The sequence below is a fragment of the Streptomyces xanthophaeus genome (genome assembly GCF_000725805.1).
Lineage (GTDB): Bacteria > Actinomycetota > Actinomycetes > Streptomycetales > Streptomycetaceae > Streptomyces > Streptomyces xanthophaeus.
In genome coordinates, this window is sequence record NZ_KL647137.1 from 312367 (window position 1) to 328340 (window position 15974).

At 74.5% G+C, this 15974-nt stretch carries 14 protein-coding genes; 8 read left to right on the forward strand and 6 right to left on the reverse strand.

The window, feature by feature from the left end; translation table 11 throughout:
- The first annotated feature begins 209 nt into the window (after positions 1–209).
- Positions 210–791 (forward strand): hypothetical protein, encoded by a 582-nt coding sequence (locus IO30_RS0139335; protein ID WP_051858811.1) that lies wholly within the window; start codon positions 210–212, stop codon positions 789–791.
- Between the two features lie 2 nt (positions 792–793).
- Entirely contained in the window at positions 794–2089 is a 1296-nt protein-coding gene (locus tag IO30_RS0139340) for a DUF6545 domain-containing protein (RefSeq protein ID WP_051902862.1), read from the forward strand.
- Between the two features lie 83 nt (positions 2090–2172).
- Here the strand turns inward: IO30_RS0139340 and IO30_RS0139345 are convergent, their stop codons facing one another.
- Both IO30_RS0139345 and IO30_RS0139350 read right to left on the reverse strand, forming a co-directional pair.
- A complete protein-coding gene (locus IO30_RS0139345; RefSeq protein WP_051858809.1) occupies positions 2173–2760 on the reverse strand; it encodes a hypothetical protein in 588 nt (195 codons plus the stop codon).
- 67 nt (positions 2761–2827) lie between these two features.
- Positions 2828–3070: a DUF6296 family protein gene (locus IO30_RS0139350; protein ID WP_031151427.1), complete on the reverse strand. Its 243-nt coding sequence runs from the start codon at positions 3068–3070 to the stop codon at positions 2828–2830.
- Positions 3071–3292: 222 nt separating this feature from the next.
- On the opposite strand from IO30_RS0139350, the gene IO30_RS0139355 reads away from it, so the two are divergent.
- Positions 3293–3673, forward strand: a complete 381-nt coding sequence (locus IO30_RS0139355) for a DUF4180 domain-containing protein (RefSeq protein WP_031151429.1) — start codon at positions 3293–3295, stop codon at positions 3671–3673.
- A gap of 4 nt (positions 3674–3677) precedes the next feature.
- Here the strand turns inward: IO30_RS0139355 and IO30_RS0139360 are convergent, their stop codons facing one another.
- The 4 genes from IO30_RS0139360 to IO30_RS0139375 form a co-directional block, all read right to left on the reverse strand.
- Complete coding sequence (locus IO30_RS0139360) at positions 3678–4472, reverse strand: class I SAM-dependent methyltransferase (protein WP_051858808.1); 795 nt, start codon at positions 4470–4472, stop codon at positions 3678–3680.
- Between the two features lie 121 nt (positions 4473–4593).
- Positions 4594–6669, reverse strand: a complete 2076-nt coding sequence (fusA, locus tag IO30_RS0139365) for an elongation factor G (protein ID WP_031151432.1) — start codon at positions 6667–6669, stop codon at positions 4594–4596.
- 386 nt (positions 6670–7055) lie between these two features.
- The gene (locus tag IO30_RS0139370) at positions 7056–8426 is read right to left on the reverse strand and encodes a sensor histidine kinase (protein ID WP_031151434.1); all 1371 of its coding nucleotides are present in this window, start codon (positions 8424–8426) and stop codon (positions 7056–7058) included.
- Positions 8427–8532: 106 nt separating this feature from the next.
- A complete protein-coding gene (locus tag IO30_RS0139375) occupies positions 8533–9210 on the reverse strand; it encodes a response regulator transcription factor (protein WP_031151435.1) in 678 nt (225 codons plus the stop codon).
- A 136-nt stretch (positions 9211–9346) separates the two neighbouring features.
- Between IO30_RS0139375 and IO30_RS0139380 the strand changes: the two genes are divergently transcribed.
- The 5 genes from IO30_RS0139380 to IO30_RS0139405 all read left to right on the forward strand — a co-directional run.
- Entirely contained in the window at positions 9347–9988 is a 642-nt protein-coding gene (locus tag IO30_RS0139380; RefSeq protein WP_031151437.1) for a hypothetical protein, read from the forward strand.
- A 53-nt stretch (positions 9989–10041) separates the two neighbouring features.
- The gene (locus IO30_RS0139385) at positions 10042–10626 is read left to right on the forward strand and encodes a DUF3592 domain-containing protein (protein WP_157853463.1); all 585 of its coding nucleotides are present in this window, start codon (positions 10042–10044) and stop codon (positions 10624–10626) included.
- Positions 10627–10901: 275 nt separating this feature from the next.
- The gene (locus IO30_RS0139390) at positions 10902–11288 is read left to right on the forward strand and encodes a hypothetical protein (RefSeq protein ID WP_031151440.1); all 387 of its coding nucleotides are present in this window, start codon (positions 10902–10904) and stop codon (positions 11286–11288) included.
- Positions 11289–11295: 7 nt separating this feature from the next.
- Positions 11296–12243, forward strand: a complete 948-nt coding sequence (locus IO30_RS0139395) for a hypothetical protein (RefSeq protein WP_051858807.1) — start codon at positions 11296–11298, stop codon at positions 12241–12243.
- Positions 12244–12329: 86 nt separating this feature from the next.
- Positions 12330–15974 (forward strand): CHAT domain-containing protein (locus IO30_RS0139405; protein ID WP_031151444.1); only part of this gene is annotated, 3645 nt, incomplete at its 3' end.

The window sequence follows — 15974 nt, forward strand, 5'->3', positions numbered from 1 at the left end:
ACGACGGACCGGAGAACCTTCCTGACCAGGGGCTATGCGCTTCGACCAGTGTTGCCTGTGTCCACCGCGGTGTCCTATTGTCGCGGCGGTCATTGTCGTGCAACGGCCACGGGCGAGTGTGTCAGTGATATGAACTGACAGAGTGCCGCGCACGGTTCATGGGTCGGGGAAGCGCGGTGTGAGCCGAGCTGCGTCTGGGTGGGGAAGAAATGTGGGACGAGATGATGACATCCCGCACGATGAAGCGTCATCGCGATGAGCTGTTCGCGGGGGCGTTGCGTCCGGTCGACCAGACCACGCATGACCTGATGCGGTCGGTCTGCGCGCATCTGACGGAGACGGACGGGCGCCCGGTGCGCCTCCTCCTGGAGTCGTTCCCCCCGGAGACCGTCAGCGGGCTGTGGATCGACCTGGGCGATCACGAAGTGGTCGCCGTCGAGAAGAACACGCTGCCGCTCCACCAGATGGTGATCCTGGGGCACGAGCTGTGGCACCGCAAAGAGGCGAGCCTCGGCCGCCGCGACGCGAACGGAACCGAAGGAACCGACGGAACCGGCGGAAGCGACCGGGCCGTCGCCGCGGCGGCGCGCGTGCTCGGAGACCGGTGGAACCTCGGTGACGCGGTGTCGTACGTCTCCGCGCGCACTGACTACGACCTCGAAGAGGAGCGGCGCGCGGAGAGGTTCGGACGGCTGCTGGCCGCGAAGTTCCTGCCCTTCCTCGTCGGCGCACGCAGCAGTACGCCGCCCGACGCGATGGTCGGGCGCATCCGGGCGGCCCTGGGACGCTGACGATGCAAGACGGCGCCAACTACTACATCCCCGCCGCGGTGCTGGGCCTTGCCGTGCTGGTGAAGTCGCCGGCGCTCGTGCGGGGGTGGCGCGATCCGACGGTCAGGGCGGTGAACGCCCTGTTGCTCCTGCCCTGCGCGGGCTTCCTCTTCTCCGCCCCGCCCACCGTCACCGCGGTCAACCGGATCACCGGGGTCAGCAACCTCTCCGCCCTCCTCGTCCACTGCATCATGACGGCCTATGCGTGCGCGTCCCTGGTGCTGTTGGTCCACTGGCGCGCGGACCCGGCGGAGTCCGTCCGTACGCGCCGGTGCGTACGGGCGTGGAAGGCCGGCTGCGCAGTGGTGATCGCGGCCCTCGTGGGGCTCTTCATCCTTGGGGACGTCCCGTTGGAGCGGCCCCGGGACTTCGACACCTACTACGCGACCACGCCGTTCGTGAGCGAGATGCTCGTGCTCTACCTGCTGGCGTACGTGGCCGCCGGCGTGGCCACGACCGGCCTGTGCTGGAGCTGGATGCGCGACATCGGCAGGAAGGCCGACCCCGAGGAGAGGACGGCGCTCGAAACGTCCCTGTGGGTGGGGCTGCTGGTGCTGGTGGTCGGAGGTCTGGGCAACGTCATCTTCGGCCTGGTCAAACTGACAGCCATCGCCGCCCGTTGGGCGGGCCGGGACTGGGACGCGCTCAACGGAGTCCTGTCGCACTTCATGTCGGCCAGCGGGACCGTGATCGGAGTGGGACTCCTCGTGCCGGCGTACGGACCCGGGCTGATCGACCGGGTCTGGCGGCCCCTGCTCTCTCTCGCCGCCCTGCGGCCGCTGTGGCGTCTGGTCCGGCGTTCCCGTCCCACCCCCGGGCGCACGATGTTCCTTCCGCCGTCCTGGTACGCGGGACCCGAGCAGGTGCTGCTCTACCGGATGACCACCATCCACGACTGGATGCTCGAACTGGGCGGCCACTGCTCGGACGCCGTACGCGAGCGCGCCTACCGGGAGAGCCGGGTGCGAGGGGCGGGGGAGCGCGAAGCGGTGGCTGCGGGCCTCGCCGCCATGTTCACGGCCGCGGGCGACGCCCGGGCCCGCGAGGCGCCTGCCTCGGCGGAGGAAGGCGTCCTCGCGGCGGCCGCCGTGCGGGCGGCGGAGGCGGGGGACCGTGACCTCCTCGGGTCGATCTCGCGGGCCCTGGCGGTCGAGCCCGGGGCCGACCCGGGGCGGCGTACGCCGGTGCGTGAGCACGTCGGCGAGGGGGCCCACCCCCGTGGGGCCCCTCGCCGACCGCTGCGTTCAGGGAGACGCTAGCCGTTCACGGCCGGTAGATCAACTGGAGTTGATTCCCCATCAACGCTGGGTGGGTTCCGGCGGGTTTGGACTCCACGACGGACCTAGAGGTCCGGCAGGTCCAAGCGGCTCAGGAAACGCCCGGGCCAGGAGTACAGGGCGCCGCTGAAGGAGAGGTTGCGGGTGTAGGCGCCCTCCAGCAGGACCGCCAGCCCGATGTCCAGTCCGTCGGCGTTGCCCTGGGCGATGCCCGAGATGCTCCGCGGGTGGCGCCACTGCGAGCGCGTCATCGTGACGACGGCGCCCTCGCGCCGCAGCTCATGGCGGCACTTCCCGTCGAGCACCTGGTAGCGGTACGAGCGTCCGGCGATCTCGATGCGCAGCGCCCGCCCGCGCGCCGTCACGGCCAGGTGGCGGCGCTTGACCTTGCCCGTCCAGCCGTCGGCGGTCAGCGAGATCCGGGCCAGGCGGGGCAGTTCGCGGAAGCCGTAGCCCCAGAAGGTCATCGGCGGGATCCCGTGGCCCGACACCCAGGCGCCGAGCTCCTCCCGTTGGGCGTCCGTCTCCGCGGGGGACGTCAGCTCGACCGGACCGAGGCCGGGCACGGAGCCCGACCAGACGTGGATGCCCATCCTGCCGAGCCGGCCCTGGAGCGAACCGGCATGGGTGAGTTCGAACTGAATGCTGTGCACGTGGTGCCCCCCGATCGGATGGGCCGAGGCTATCCACCGAGGTGAGCGGCCCGGCGACGGGGGCTGGTCAGCGGGTGGGACGCCGGGCCTGGACGGGGTGGCTCAGGGCCTGCTGGCCTCCCGAGGCCAGCATCCGGACCTCGCCCTGGTCGCTGATCTCGGCACGGATGATCCCGGTGTCGTCGGCGTAGACGGGATGGCCGCCCGGACCCGCCTGCGCGGTGCGCGCGACGACCACGGTGTCCGAGACCTCCCCGGAGCCGTCGACCCCGAACACCAGCTCGTAGACATCCTCACGGTCCTCGCCCACCACGTACCTCCAGAAGATCCCGCCGCCGCGCGGACCGCGCCGACGGGCCGCGTACCAACGTGCCCCATGGGCCACGGCCACGGCACGCGCCACGCGGCACCGGGACCCGACCGGGGGACGCCACCACCCGCCGGTGGCCGCAGGCCGGGGCGGGCGCGAGCCGGCCGCTTCCGGTCGGATAACGGATCGACGGCCCTTCCCGCCCGGCGGTAGCCTCGCCCGATGGCCACCTTGCAGACGATCCACGACGTGCCCGTCCTGATGTGCCCCGCCGAGGGCGACCTGATCCGCGGCGAGGGCGACGCCCTGGACCTCATCGGCGACGCCGGTTACCAGGGGGCCCAGTGGGTCGCGGTACCCGCCGAGCGCTTCGACGAGAGCTTCTACCTGCTGAGCACCCGCGTCGCCGGCGACATCGTCCAGAAGTTCGCCAACTACCGTCTGGGCCTCGCCGTCCTCGGCGACATCTCCCGCCACACGACGGCAAGTCCGGCCCTGCGCGACTTCGTCCGCGAGTGCAACCGCGGCCGCCAGACCTGGTTCCTCGCCGACGCCGCCGAACTGGACGACCGCCTGGCTCCTGCGACCCCGCAGGGTCCGTGACCGGTCAGTCCACGCGCCGGGCCCGGAGCAGGTTCGGCGCCAGGTCCTCCTCCAGCACGAGGCCGGCCGCCGCGAGTTCCGTGCCGAGGGCTTCCCGCGTCAGGGGCCACAGGAGGAACGTCTCCCGGGCCCGGCGCAGGATCCGGCCCGCACGGCACACCACGTAGGAGTAGTCGTAGCGGATCAGGCCGTCCTCGGCGCACCGGGTGAGCTGCCCGCCGTACGTGTCGATGCCCAGGCGGACCTGCCCCAGCCCGCGGTGGACGGGATGGGCGGGGAGCCGGGACGGCGGGCGGTCCAGGAAGAGCAGCCCGCCCGGCACCAGGAGTGCGGCCAGCGCCTGCCACAGCCTGCGCCGCTCCTCGGGCGGCAGGCAGGGCACCATCCGCAGACAGACGGCCAGATCGGCCAGACCGGCCATGCCGCCGAGCGACAGGTCGAGGGCGGAGCAGGCGTGCACCGTCACCCGGTCCCCGGCCGGACCTCCCGCCGGGGGATGCAGCCGGGAGAGCAGGACGGCCCGCATCGCCGCCGCGGGTTCCACGGCGTGCACCGGCACGATCGAGGCGCCGATCAGCACCCCGGTCACCAGACCGGTGCCCGCGCCGGCCTCGACGATCCCGATCCGGGCGGCCGCCGCCGGAGCGGCCAGCGCGAGTGCGTGCCGGTGGTAGGCGCGGGCGTGCAGCAGGTCGTAGAACTCGGCCGACACGGCGTACGCCTCACCGGGGCGCCCCGCGGACGCCGGGCGCTCCGGTGAGGCGGGACGGCCCGGTGTCAAGTCCACCCGTATGTCCATCGGGCCATCATGACCGCACGGGCCCCGGCCCACGAGCACGCGATCCGGCCACCGGGGCCGGTCACCGCCCCGCCCCGGCCGGAGGGCCGGAACGGGGCGGAACAGGGCCGGACAGGTGCGGCTAGCCGCCCAGCACCACCGCTGCGACCGACGGCGGTACCGGAGCGAGGACCGTGGGCCGGGCCGTGAAGGTGCCCCGGCCCTGGGTCCGGCCGCGCAGCCTCGACGCGTAGCCGAAGAGCTCGGCCAGCGGCACGGCCGCCGTGACCACCGCCGTCCCGGACGTGGAAGTGGAGCCCGAGACCCGGCCGCGGCGGGCCGCGAGGTCACCGAGCACCGCTCCCACGCCGTCCTCCGGAACGGTCACCGTCACCTCCACCACCGGCTCCAGCAGTTCCACGTCCGCGGTGCGCAGGGCCGCGCGCAGCGCGAACCGCCCCGCCGCCCGGAACGCCAGCTCCGAGGAGTCCTTGGAGTGGGTCGCCCCGTCGGTGAGAGTGACCCGCAGACCCGTCACCGGATAGCCGCCGAGGGGTCCCTCCACGAGGGCGTCCCGGCAGCCGGCCTCCACGGCGCGCGCGTACTCCTGCGGCACCCGCCCGCCGACGACCGCCGAACGGAATTCAAAGCCCGCTGCCTCCTCCAGCGGTTCCACGTCGATGACGACGTGCGCGAACTGGCCAGCGCCACCGTCCTGTTTGACGTGCCGGTACACCAGGCCGGTCACCCCGCGCACCACGGTCTCCCGGTAGGAGACCTGCGGACGCCCGACCACGACCTCCACGCCCTGGCCGCGGCGGATCTTCTCCACCGCGACCTCCAGGTGGAGTTCGCCCATCCCCGACAGCACGGTCTGGCCGGTCTCCGCGTCCGAGCGCACCTTCAGGGAGGGGTCCTCCTCGACGAGGCGCGCCAGCGCCGACGCCAGCCGTCCGGTGTCCACGCTGCGGCGGGCCTCGACCGCGACCGACACCACGGGCTCGGCCACCGAAGGCGGTTCGAGGACCAGCGGTGCCCCCGGGGCACAAAGGGTCGTACCGGCCCGGGCGGCCTTCAGGCCGATCACGGCGACGATGTCACCCGCGAGGGCCTCCTCCCGTTCCTCGTGCCGGTCCGCCTGCACCCGCAGGATCCGCCCGACCCGCTCGGTGCGGCCCGTCGCGGCGTCCAGGACGGACTCGCCCTTGCGGAGCGTGCCCGCGTAGACCCGTACGTAGGTGAGCCGACCGGTCGGCGTCGCCGTCACCTTGAAGGCGAGCGCGGCGAACGGCTCCGCCGGATCGGGGGCGCGCTCCTGATCCGCTCCGCCCGCCGTACCCCGGACCGGCGGCATGTCGGCGGGGGACGGCAGGTACGCGAGGACCGCGTCAAGCAGCGGCTCGATCCCGCGGTTGCGGTACGCCGAGCCGCACAGCACGACCACGCCGTCCCCGCGCAGCGTCAGCTCCCGCAGGGCGCGGGCCAGCGTCGCCCCGGTCAGGGCGCCGTCCGCGCAGAACTCCTCCAGCGCGTCCGCGTGCAGCTCGGCCACGGTCTCCTCCAGGAGCCGGCGCCGAAGCTGCGCCTCCTTTTGCAGCGGCTCGGGCACCGGGCCCCGCTCGACGGCCGCGCCGCCCGTGGGCCAGACCAGCGCACGCATCTCAAGCAGGTCGACGACACCGGTGAAGCCGTCCTCCCGGCCGATGGGCAGCTGGACCACCAGCGGTACGACGCCCAGGCGTTCGCGCAGGGAGGCGACGGCCGTGTCCAGGTCGGCGCCCGCCCGGTCGAGCTTGTTGACGAAGGCGATCCGCGGCACCCCGTGCCGGTCCGCCTGGCGCCACACCGACTCGCTCTGCGGCTCGACCCCGGCGACGGCGTCGAACACCGCGACCGCCCCGTCCAGGACGCGCAGGGAGCGCTCGACCTCGTCGGAGAAGTCGACGTGCCCCGGGGTGTCGATCAGGTTGACGCGGTGACCGCCCCAGGCGCAGCTCACGGCCGCGGCGAAGATGGTGATGCCGCGGTCGCGTTCCTGGGCGTCGAAGTCGGTGACGGTCGTGCCCTCGTGGACCTCGCCGCGCTTGTGGATGGCGCCGGTGGCGAACAGGATGCGTTCGGTGATCGTGGTCTTGCCGGCGTCGACGTGGGCGAGGATGCCCAGGTTGCGGACGGCGGTGGGAGCGGTGGTGACGAGGGGTCGTCGGTCGGTGCGCATGGCCCGAGGCCTTTCGAACGGTGTGGAAACAGGCAGCGCGATGCCCGGGACGGCGCAGCGGGCGCCCCTCCACCGCCGCAGGGGGCCCGGCTGCCGGGCACGGGGCCGGGGCAGGGGGCACGGAGGCAGCGGGAGGAACGGGGACCGAGGGAGCGTCACGGGATGCGGTGACGGCCGCGCAGCCGGCACCGGGCCTAGTGAGACACCGGGATCACGTCGTACCGGGACGGGGGAACGGCGGCGGCGGTGCGGTGCTTGCACATGGCCCGGTTCCCCTTCTCTTCGCTCGGCATCGGACACGCGGTGCCCTGTCGGCAGCGCGTGGTGTGAGTGTAGGGAAGAAGAGGGGCCGGGGGCACGGGATTTGTTTTCCGGCCGTGGGAGCGTCAGTCGGCCCGGTGCGCCACCGGCAGCCGCAGCACCAGGCGCGCGCCGTACGGGCTCTCCTCGGCGGTGAGCGTCCCGCCGTGATGGGCGCTCAGGTCCCGGGCGATGGCCAGCCCGAGGCCCGCCCCGCCGTGGTCGCGGCTGCGGGAGTCGTCGAGGCGGGTGAAGCGCTCGAAGACCCGCTCCCGGTCGGCCGCGGGGATGCCGGGGCCGTCGTCGGTGACCTCCAGCACGGCGGTGCGCGACCCCGCGCCGTGCGTGGTGCGCAGGGTGACCTCCACCCGCCGGTCCGCGTAACGCTGCGCGTTGTCCAGCAGGTTGGTGACCACGCGGCGCAGCCACAGCGCGCTCCCGGTGATCTCGACGGCGCCTTCCAGGTCCAGGTGCACGGGCACCCGGTCGCCGAGCCGGGCGTCAACGGCCCCGCCCACCAGGGCGGTCAGGTCCAGGGGGTCGGCGGCGACGGGCTGGGCGGCGTCGATGCGGGCGAGGAGCAGCAGGTCCGCCGCGAGGTGCTGGAGCCGTTCGATGTCCTGGAGGGCCCCGCCGATCAGCTCGGGCCACAGTTCGGGGTCCCGGACCGCGAGGGCCACCTCCAGCTGCGTGCGCAGGACGGTGATGGGGCTGCGCAGTTCGTGCGAGGCGTCGGCGATGAACTGCCGCTGGCGGATCCCGGAGTCCTCCAGCCGGTCCAGGGTGTCGTTCATGGTCTGCGCCAGCCGGGCGACCTCGTCCTGGGTGGCCGGCACCGGGACCCGGCGGTGCAGGTCGCGGTCGGAGATCGCGGCGACCTCGGCGCGGATCGCTTCCACGGGCCTCAGCGCACGGCCGGTGACCCGCCAGGTCACCAGGGCGACGGTGGCCAGCAGGAGGGGCATGCCGATGACGAGGGCGGCGGTGGTGGTGTCGTCGGCCGCGTCCACGTCGCGCAGCGAGGCACCGGCGTAGACGACGGCCGGGCCGTTCGGGGTGTCGGTGATGACCTGGACCACCCGCTGGCGCTGGTGGCCGCCCAGCGGGTGGGCCTTCCAGGTCTGCAGGCGGGTCCCCGGCACCCCGGGCCCGGCCGGCCGGAACGCGGGTACGCCGATCAGGTTGGGGCTGGACAGCAGGACGCGGCCGTCGGCGCCCACCACCTGGACGAACTCGACGCCGCGGGCGACGAGCCGCGCGCGGTCGAGCCTCCCGGCCGCGGCGAGCTGCGCCACGGTGTCGGCCTGGCGCCGCGCGTCGTTCTCCGCGTTGCGCAGCAGATTGGCCTCCAGCAGCCCGAGCAGGGTGAACGAGGCGAGCGCCAGGGCCGCCGCTACGACCACGCTGGCGCCCACGGTGGCGCGTGCCCGCACGGTGGTCGGCCAGAGCCGCCGCAGCACCGGCCAGCGTTCCGGGGCCGCGGCAAGGAGCCTGCCGAGGGCGGTGGCCGGGCGGCTGTGCAGGAACCTCTCGTACGGCATCCGGTCGCGGACGTGGGGACGCTCAGCCACCGTCGGCCGCCAGCCGGTACCCGGCGCCGCGCACGGTCTCCAGCGCGGCCCGGCCGAAGGGCGCGTCGATCTTGCGGCGTACGGCGCTGACGTGGACCTCGAGGACATTGGGATCCCCGTCGAAGGCGCTGTCCCACACCTGCTCCAGGATGTCCCGTTTGGGCACCACCTCCCCGGCGCGACGGCCCAGGCACTCCAGGACGGCGAACTCGCGCGCGGTCAGCCGTATCTCCGTACCGCCCCGGGAACACGACCGGCGGGCCGGGTCGAGCGCCAGGTCGCCGAAGTGCATCACCTGCGGGCGGCGGCGGCCCGTACGCCGCCCGAGCGCGCGGAGCCGGGCGACCAGCACGAGGTACGAGAACGGCTTGGAGAGGAAGTCGTCGGCGCCGGTGTCCAGGGCCTCCGCCTCGTCGTACTCGCCGTCCTTCGCCGTGAGCATCAAGATCCCCGACTCGTTGCCCGCCGCGCGCACCTTGGCGCACACGCGGTAGCCGTTGAGGCCGGGCAGCATGATGTCGAGCACGATCAGGTCGTAGTCGTGCTCGGTGGCCATCCACAGGCCCTGGAGCCCGTCGTGGGCCACGTCCACCGAGAAGCCCTCCGACTGAAGTCCCCGTTGCAGGGCCACGGCGAGCCGCCGTTCGTCCTCCACCACCAGTACGCGCATGCCGAACAGGGTCTCAGGCCCGGCCTTCGGCAGGCTGAAGAGGTCTTCAGGTGGCTTCAGCTGGGCTTCAGCATCGGCTCAGCATGCTCGGGCAGCGAGCCGGGCGCTGTGCCCGGTTGTCCAGAGGAGTACCGGTATGTCTGAGTCGATCCCGCCGTCCGTGCAGCCCGAGCAGCCCGAGCAGCCCCAGCAGTCGGCGGACCGTGCCCCGGCCGCGGCCGAGAACCGGGGGCGCGCCGCCCTCGGCCGTCTGGTGCCCCGCAGCAAGGGCGCCCGGTGGGCGGTGCTGGGCGCGGCCGTGGTGGTCGTGGGCGGTGGCGTGGCGGCCGTGGCCGTGGCCGAGCACCACCACGGGCGCGGGGACCGCGGCCTGCACGTCGTACGGGCCGTGCCGGGCCACGGGGGTCCGGGCGAGCGCCGCCTCGAAGGCGTGGGCCCCGGACACGGCCGCGAGGAGGCCGCCCGCGAGGACGGTGCGCCGCTGAAGGCCGGCCCCAAGGAGCGCGGAGGCGCGGGCCTGCACGGGGTCCCGGGCCTGCGCGGCGGGTCCGCCGGTACCGCCCCCGCGCCGCTGCCCTCGCTGGCCATCGGTGACGCGGCCGACAAGGCGGCCGCGGCGGTGACCGGCGGGAAGGTGGAGAGCCTGCGGGTGGTCGCGCAGGAGGGCGGCGGAAGCGCCTGGCTCGCCGTGGTCCTCGGGCCGGACGGCGTCCGCCACGCGGTCACCGTCTCCGGCACGGACGGCTCGGTCTCCAGCAACACCACGCTCGACCGGTAACCCCGGTAACCGGCAGGGGTTCTCCGGCGTCCTTCCTGCCGGAGGTGGTGTCCGTGTCCGAGGGGCGAGGGAAGATCCGGTGGGCCTGCACGGCCCTGCCCGCCGTGGCCGCGGCGGCCGTGTCGGGGTGGGCCGCCTGGTGCTTCGCGGGCTCCGCACCGCCCCCGGCCGCCGTCGCGGTCGCGGGCGGCGCGGTGCTGCTCGCCGCCGCCTGTGCGGCGTACTGGTTCCTCGTGGGCGGGCCCGGCGGGTTCTTCGGGGCGCTGTTCCTGGCCATGGGGCTGCTGCTGGCGGTGACGGCGGTGGAGCAGGCGACCGCGCGTGCCGAGGTCGCCGACTGCGTCGTGGGGCAGGTCCGCACCGAGGTCCAGGGGTCCTTCGGCGAGGGTGCTCCCTCCGGGAAGACCGTCTACCGCTTCGCGCTCCGCTGTCCCGGCGGCTACCCCGCAGAGCTGAAGGACGACCGGCCGGTCGCGGCCGAGGGCGAGGCGGTCCGGGTCGCCTACGATCCGGGCCGCCGGGCGTCCCCGGCCCTGGAGGGCGGGACCGCCCCCTGGCCTGCCGCACTGTCCGCCCTGCTCCTCCTCGGCCTCGGCACGGTGATCGCCCGGGTGGCGTCGCGCGCCCCCGCCGGGTGAACGCGCGGTCCGGCGGGGCATGCACCGGAGGTCGTCCGTACGGGTGAACGGCGCGGCCGGTTCCGCGGGGGCGCTGTGGAGGTTGAGCACGCCGGACCGGAAGGTTTCGCAGGAGACCGGCCTCAACGGGACGGGCCCCCGCCCTCGTCGAACAGGGCCACGCCCTTGCGGACCGCGATCGGGTGCTGCGACACACGGGAGGGCGGGACGCACGGCCGGTACAGTCGGTGCACCTGCGGACGGACGAAGGCATCGGCGGAGGGCGGCAACAGCGCATGAGCTACGGCATGTTGGTGGATCCGAGGGCCGAAAGCGAAGGGGCCCCGCGCCTGGAGCTGCCCGCCGGCACGTCCCTGGACGACGCGGCCGAGGCCCTCGGCCGGGTGCTCGCCGCCCACGAGCTGCTGGACCGCGTCCTGCTCGTCGTCGGGGACGAGGAGGCGGGCGCCACCTCGCGCTCCTACGCGCGCATCGTCCTCGGGATCACCCCGCGCGGGCCCGGCGACGAGGCGCGCGCCACGGTGCCCGGGGAATCCACCCGGTTCAGCGTGATCGCCTTCCGCTGCGCCTCCTGCGGCAGCCGCGCCTACACCGCCTTCTACGACGACCGGTACCGCCCGGTGTGCCGGGCCGGCGACCACGGACCGATGGAACTGGGGTGATCCCGGCGTGAGCCTCGCCCCGGCGGTCCCCAAACCGCTCGACGGCTCGGTCCGGTTCTTCTCGGTGGCCTACCTGCCGACCTACGCGGCAGCGCTGTTCGTGCTCCTGCTGATCTGGGCGGGCGCACCCGGCAGCGAGGTCTCCGTGCGGCGCGCCTGGCGCACCGCCACCGGTGTCACCGCCGGGGAGGCGGTGTGGATCGCACTGGGCACCACCCTGGTCGCCCTCGTCTTCCAGCCCTTCCAGGTCGTCGTCATGCGGATCCTGGAGGGCGGCTGGCCCGACGCGCTCGGTGCCGGGCCCTGCCGGAGGCTGCAACGCCGCAGGAAGGACAGGCTGGCCCGGCGCGCCGAACAGGCCGGACTCCCGCACGACCCGTCACCCGAACTGGTGCAACGGGCGGGCGCCGCGGCGGCCCGGCTGCGCCTGAGGTACCCCCTCCCCGAACACCTCCTGCGGCCCACCGCCCTCGGCAACGTCCTGGCGGCGCTGCGGGACACCGCCGGCCGCGACCACGGCTGGGACGCCGCCGTCGCCTGGCCGCGGCTGTACCCGGTCCTCGGGGACCGCTCGCGCGCCGTGGTCGACGACTGCCGCGACTCCCTCGACGGCGCCGCCCGGCTCTGCGCCACCGGCGCGGTGACCGCCCTGGTCAGCGCCGCGCTGCTGGCCCGCTCGGGCTGGTGGCTGCTGCTCGCCCTGGTGCCCGCCGCGGTGGCCGCACTCGCCTACCACGGCGCGGTGCAGGCGGCCCTCGCCTACGGGGACGCCGTCCGCGCCGCGATCGACCTGCACCGCTTCGATCTGCTGGAGGCCCTCCACCTGCCGCTGCCCGACACCCTCGACCAGGAGCGGACCCTCGCAGAGGCCCTGTGCCTGCACTGGCGCCAGGGCGTGCCGCCGCCCACCCGCTACGAACATCCCCCCGACCCGCCCGCCGCTGCGCCGGGTTGAGACCCGGGCGGCACCGGGCACCGAGCCGCACCAGGCTCCGTACCGACCGTGCCCCGGTGACCCCGCCGCATCGGTACCGTGTCGGCATGGCTGACGATGCGACCCGCTCCGAGCGGCCGTCCGGGGAGTCCGTCGACGCGCTGCACCGCCGCGGCCTGAGGGAGATGGAGGTCTACCTCCGCACCGGGGACCTCGCCGCACTGCGGCGGGCGCGCGACCTCAACCGCCGGGCCGTGGCGGCCGCTTCCGAGGCGACCCCGGGCTGGGACATCCACCTGAGGAACCTCGCCAACGCCGAGGACCACCTGTACCGGCACACCCGCGACCTGCCCACGCTGGAGCGGGCCGTCGACCTCTACCGGCGTGCGCTCGCCGCCGCCCCCGCGCAACAGCCGTACCGGGCCAGCTACTTGTACGGCCTGGGCCGCGCGCTGCGGCGGCTGCACCAGCACACCGGCGAGCCCGGCCCGCTGGAGGAGGCCGTCGGCCTGCTGCGCACCTCCGTGCGGATGCCTTCGCAGGGGCCCGCCGAACCGGCCGCCCAAGCCGGCGCACTCGCCGAGGCCCTGGGCGACCTCTACGAGCTCTCCGGGAATCCGGACCACCTGGAGGAGGCCCTCGGGGCGCAGCGCCTCGCGCTGGGCCGGACCCCGCCCGGCAGCCCGGAAGAGGAGGCCCGGCGCACCAACCTGGCCGCGTACCTGGAGCAGTGGTACCGCCTCACCCGCGACCGGACGGCCCTCGACGAAGCGGTCGCCCTGCTGCGCCGGGTCCGCGACGACGTCCTGCGGGACGGCGGGACCCCACGGTGGCAGCAGACCGTGAACCTGGCGTCATGGCTGGCCGACCTGTTCCGCATCGACGGCCGGCTCGGGGAACTGGACGAGGCCGTCGCCCTGCTCCAGCACCTCCTGGAAGCGGACGCGGAGGACTCCTTCGACGCCACCTACCGTCTGATGGTGACGGTCCGGGTGGCCGGGCTCGCCCTGCTGCGCGCCGAACTCTCAGGCCAGGTCCGGTGGGCCGACCGGGCCGTACGGACCCTGCAGACGGCCCTGCGCGACCTCCCGTACGAGGACATCAACCACGGCGTCGTCCTGTGCGAACTGGGCAAGGCGCACGCGGGCCGCCACGAGCTGACGGACGATCCCGCCGACTCCGCGGCGGCCGTCGCACGGCTGCGCGCGGCCGTCGAGGCCTTCGGCCTGCACGAGAGCTGCGCGGGCAACAGCAGGGCCGCCGCCTCCCTGCTCGCCTCCCAGCTCCTCGTCCGCCACCAGCGCACGGGCTCCCCGGCGGACCTCGACGAAGCCATCGCCCTGCGCCGCGAGGCCGTACGGGACGCCCCGCCGCAGGACCACAACTACGCCGCCCTGCACGCGGCCCTCGGCCAGAGCCTGATGGAACGCTTCCACACCCGGCACGACCTCGCAGACCTCGACCTGTGCACCGACCACCTGGCGCACGCCCTGACGGCCCTGCCGGCCGGGGACCCGGAACGCGCCCCGGTGCTGGCCACCCTCAGCAGCGCCCAACTGGCCCGCTACCAGCACACCGCCCACCGCCCCCACCTCGACGAAGCGGTCGCGACCCAGCGCGAGGCGCTCCGGGCCTCCCGCGCCGGGGACTCGACCAGGCCCGCCCTGCTCGGCAACCTCGCCCTCCTGCTCCGGCTGCGCCACGACACCGACGGCGGGACCGGCCCCGCCGACGCGGACGAGGCCGTGGGACTGCTGCGCCAGGCCCTCGCCCTGCGGCCGGGCCGCTCCGACCACAACCGGATCACCGTGCTCCAGCTGGCGGAGGCCCTGCGCTCGCGCGCCGATGTCCTCGGGGACGTGGCCGACCTGGAGGAGTGCGTCGAACTGCTGCGCACGCTCATCGCCGGCTACCCGCCCGGCCATCCCGCCCAGATCGCCTCGCGGAGCGCACTCGCCGAGGCCCTGCACAAGCTCTCCCTGGCGACGGAGGACGGCCAACTGCTCGAAGAGGCCCACACGGTGGCGCTCGGAGCCGTGGCGGTGGACACCGCACCCGTCCACGCCAGGCTCAGGGCCCGGGCCACGCTCGGACAGGTTTGCGGCACCCGGCACGACTGGGAGGGCGCGCGGCACTGGCTGACCGAAGCGGTGCGGATGCTGCCCCGGCTGGCCGCGCGCGACCTGACCCGAACGGACCAGCAGTACGTCCTGGCCCGCGAGCACGGACTGGCCGCCGAGGCCGCCGCCTACGCACTCCAGGCGGGCCGGCCCGAACAGGCCCTGGAGGTCCTCGAACACGGGCGCGGCGTGCTGCTCGGCCGGCTCCTGCGCTCCCGGGACACCGATGTGGCCCGGCTGCGGGAGCGGGCCCCGGAGCTCGCCGAACGTTTCGTACGCCTACGGGATGCCCAGGACCCCGATCCGGTCACGGCCGCGGTGCAACCCGAGGGGCTGATGCGGGAGGCGGTGGAGCGGATGCGGGTCCGCGAGATCGAATGGGACCTGCTCATGGCACAGATCCGGGCCCTGCCCGGCATGGACGGCTTCCTGCGTCCGCCGTCCGCCGCGGACATCGTGCGCCGGGCCGGGAACGGCCCGGTCGTGGTGATCAACATCAGCATCCGCTGCGACGCGATGATCGTGGCCGACGGCGCCGTCGAGGTCGTTCCGCTGCGGACCACCCTGGAAGAGGTGCACGACCGCGTCGCCCGGTTCCTCGGCGCCGTCAACGCCCCGGGCTCCGGGGCGGCGGGGCTCAGCGCAGTGGCGGCTCGTCAGGAGACCGTCGCGGAACTGCTGGAATGGCTGTGGGACACGGTGACCGGACCCGTGCTCGAACGCCTCGCCGCCACCGCGCCCGTCGCCACCGCGCCCGCCGGAACCCCGTCCGCCGGAACCGGCGCGGCGCCCGGGCGCGTCTGGTGGTGCCCCCAGGGCCCGCTGGCCTTCCTGCCCCTGCACGCGGCCGGGTACCACGGACCGCGCGCCGACCCGGACCGCCCGCGCTGCGCACTGGACCGGGCGGTGTCCTCGTACACCCCGACCGTCGCCGCCCTCCACCACGCGCGGGCGAGGCGGGTGCCCGCCGCCCGGTCCGGCGCCCGACCGCTGGTCGTCACCATGTCCCGTACGCCGGGGCAGGGGGCGCTGCCGAACGCGGCGGCCGAGGCCCTCACGGTCGGACGCCACCTGGCGGGCCCGCGCGGGCCCGTGGCCCTTGCCGACGAGGCGGTGACCCGGGACAACGTGCTGGAGGCCCTGCGCCACGCCCCCTCCGCCCACTTCGCCTGCCATGCCGTGGCCGACCCGCAGGACCCCTCGGCCTGCCGGATCCTGACGTACGACCACGCGACGAGCCCGCTGACCGTCACGGACGTGGCAGGGCCTGGTAGACGAGGCGATCCACATCACCGGAGCCTTCCAACTGGCCGGGTTCCGGCACGTGGTGGGCACCTTGTGGCCGGTGGCCGACGAACTGGCCCCGGAGGTGGCCGAGTCCTTCTACGCGGCTCTCGCCGGGGGTCCGCAGCAGCCGGGCGGCGCCAGCGCCGGCCACGACCACGCGGCCCACGCCTTGCACGCGGCCGTGGCCGAACTGCACTCCCGGTACGTCTGGTTCCCGTCGCTGTGGGCCTCGTACATCCACGTCGGCGTCTAGGTGTGTTGTCCCGGGACGTTGGTGACACGCGTGCTGGGTTCTTGAAATGGGTGAGGGCCTCCGGGTTCGGTGTGGATTGCGACATCTCCACC

Bases quoted from the DNA above. Each gene is read 5' to 3' on its own strand.
- IO30_RS0139335 (WP_051858811.1), top strand. From the start codon at position 210: ATGTGGGACGAGATGATGACATCCCGCACGATGAAGCGTCATCGCGAT.
- IO30_RS0139340 (WP_051902862.1), top strand. From the start codon at position 794: ATGCAAGACGGCGCCAACTACTACATCCCCGCCGCGGTGCTGGGCCTT.
- IO30_RS0139355 (WP_031151429.1), top strand. From the start codon at position 3,293: ATGGCCACCTTGCAGACGATCCACGACGTGCCCGTCCTGATGTGCCCC.
- IO30_RS0139360 (WP_051858808.1), bottom strand. From the start codon at position 4,472: ATGGACATACGGGTGGACTTGACACCGGGCCGTCCCGCCTCACCGGAG.
- fusA (WP_031151432.1), bottom strand. From the start codon at position 6,669: ATGCGCACCGACCGACGACCCCTCGTCACCACCGCTCCCACCGCCGTC.
- IO30_RS0139375 (WP_031151435.1), bottom strand. From the start codon at position 9,210: ATGCGCGTACTGGTGGTGGAGGACGAACGGCGGCTCGCCGTGGCCCTG.
- IO30_RS0139380 (WP_031151437.1), top strand. From the start codon at position 9,347: ATGTCTGAGTCGATCCCGCCGTCCGTGCAGCCCGAGCAGCCCGAGCAG.
- IO30_RS0139390 (WP_031151440.1), top strand. From the start codon at position 10,902: ATGAGCTACGGCATGTTGGTGGATCCGAGGGCCGAAAGCGAAGGGGCC.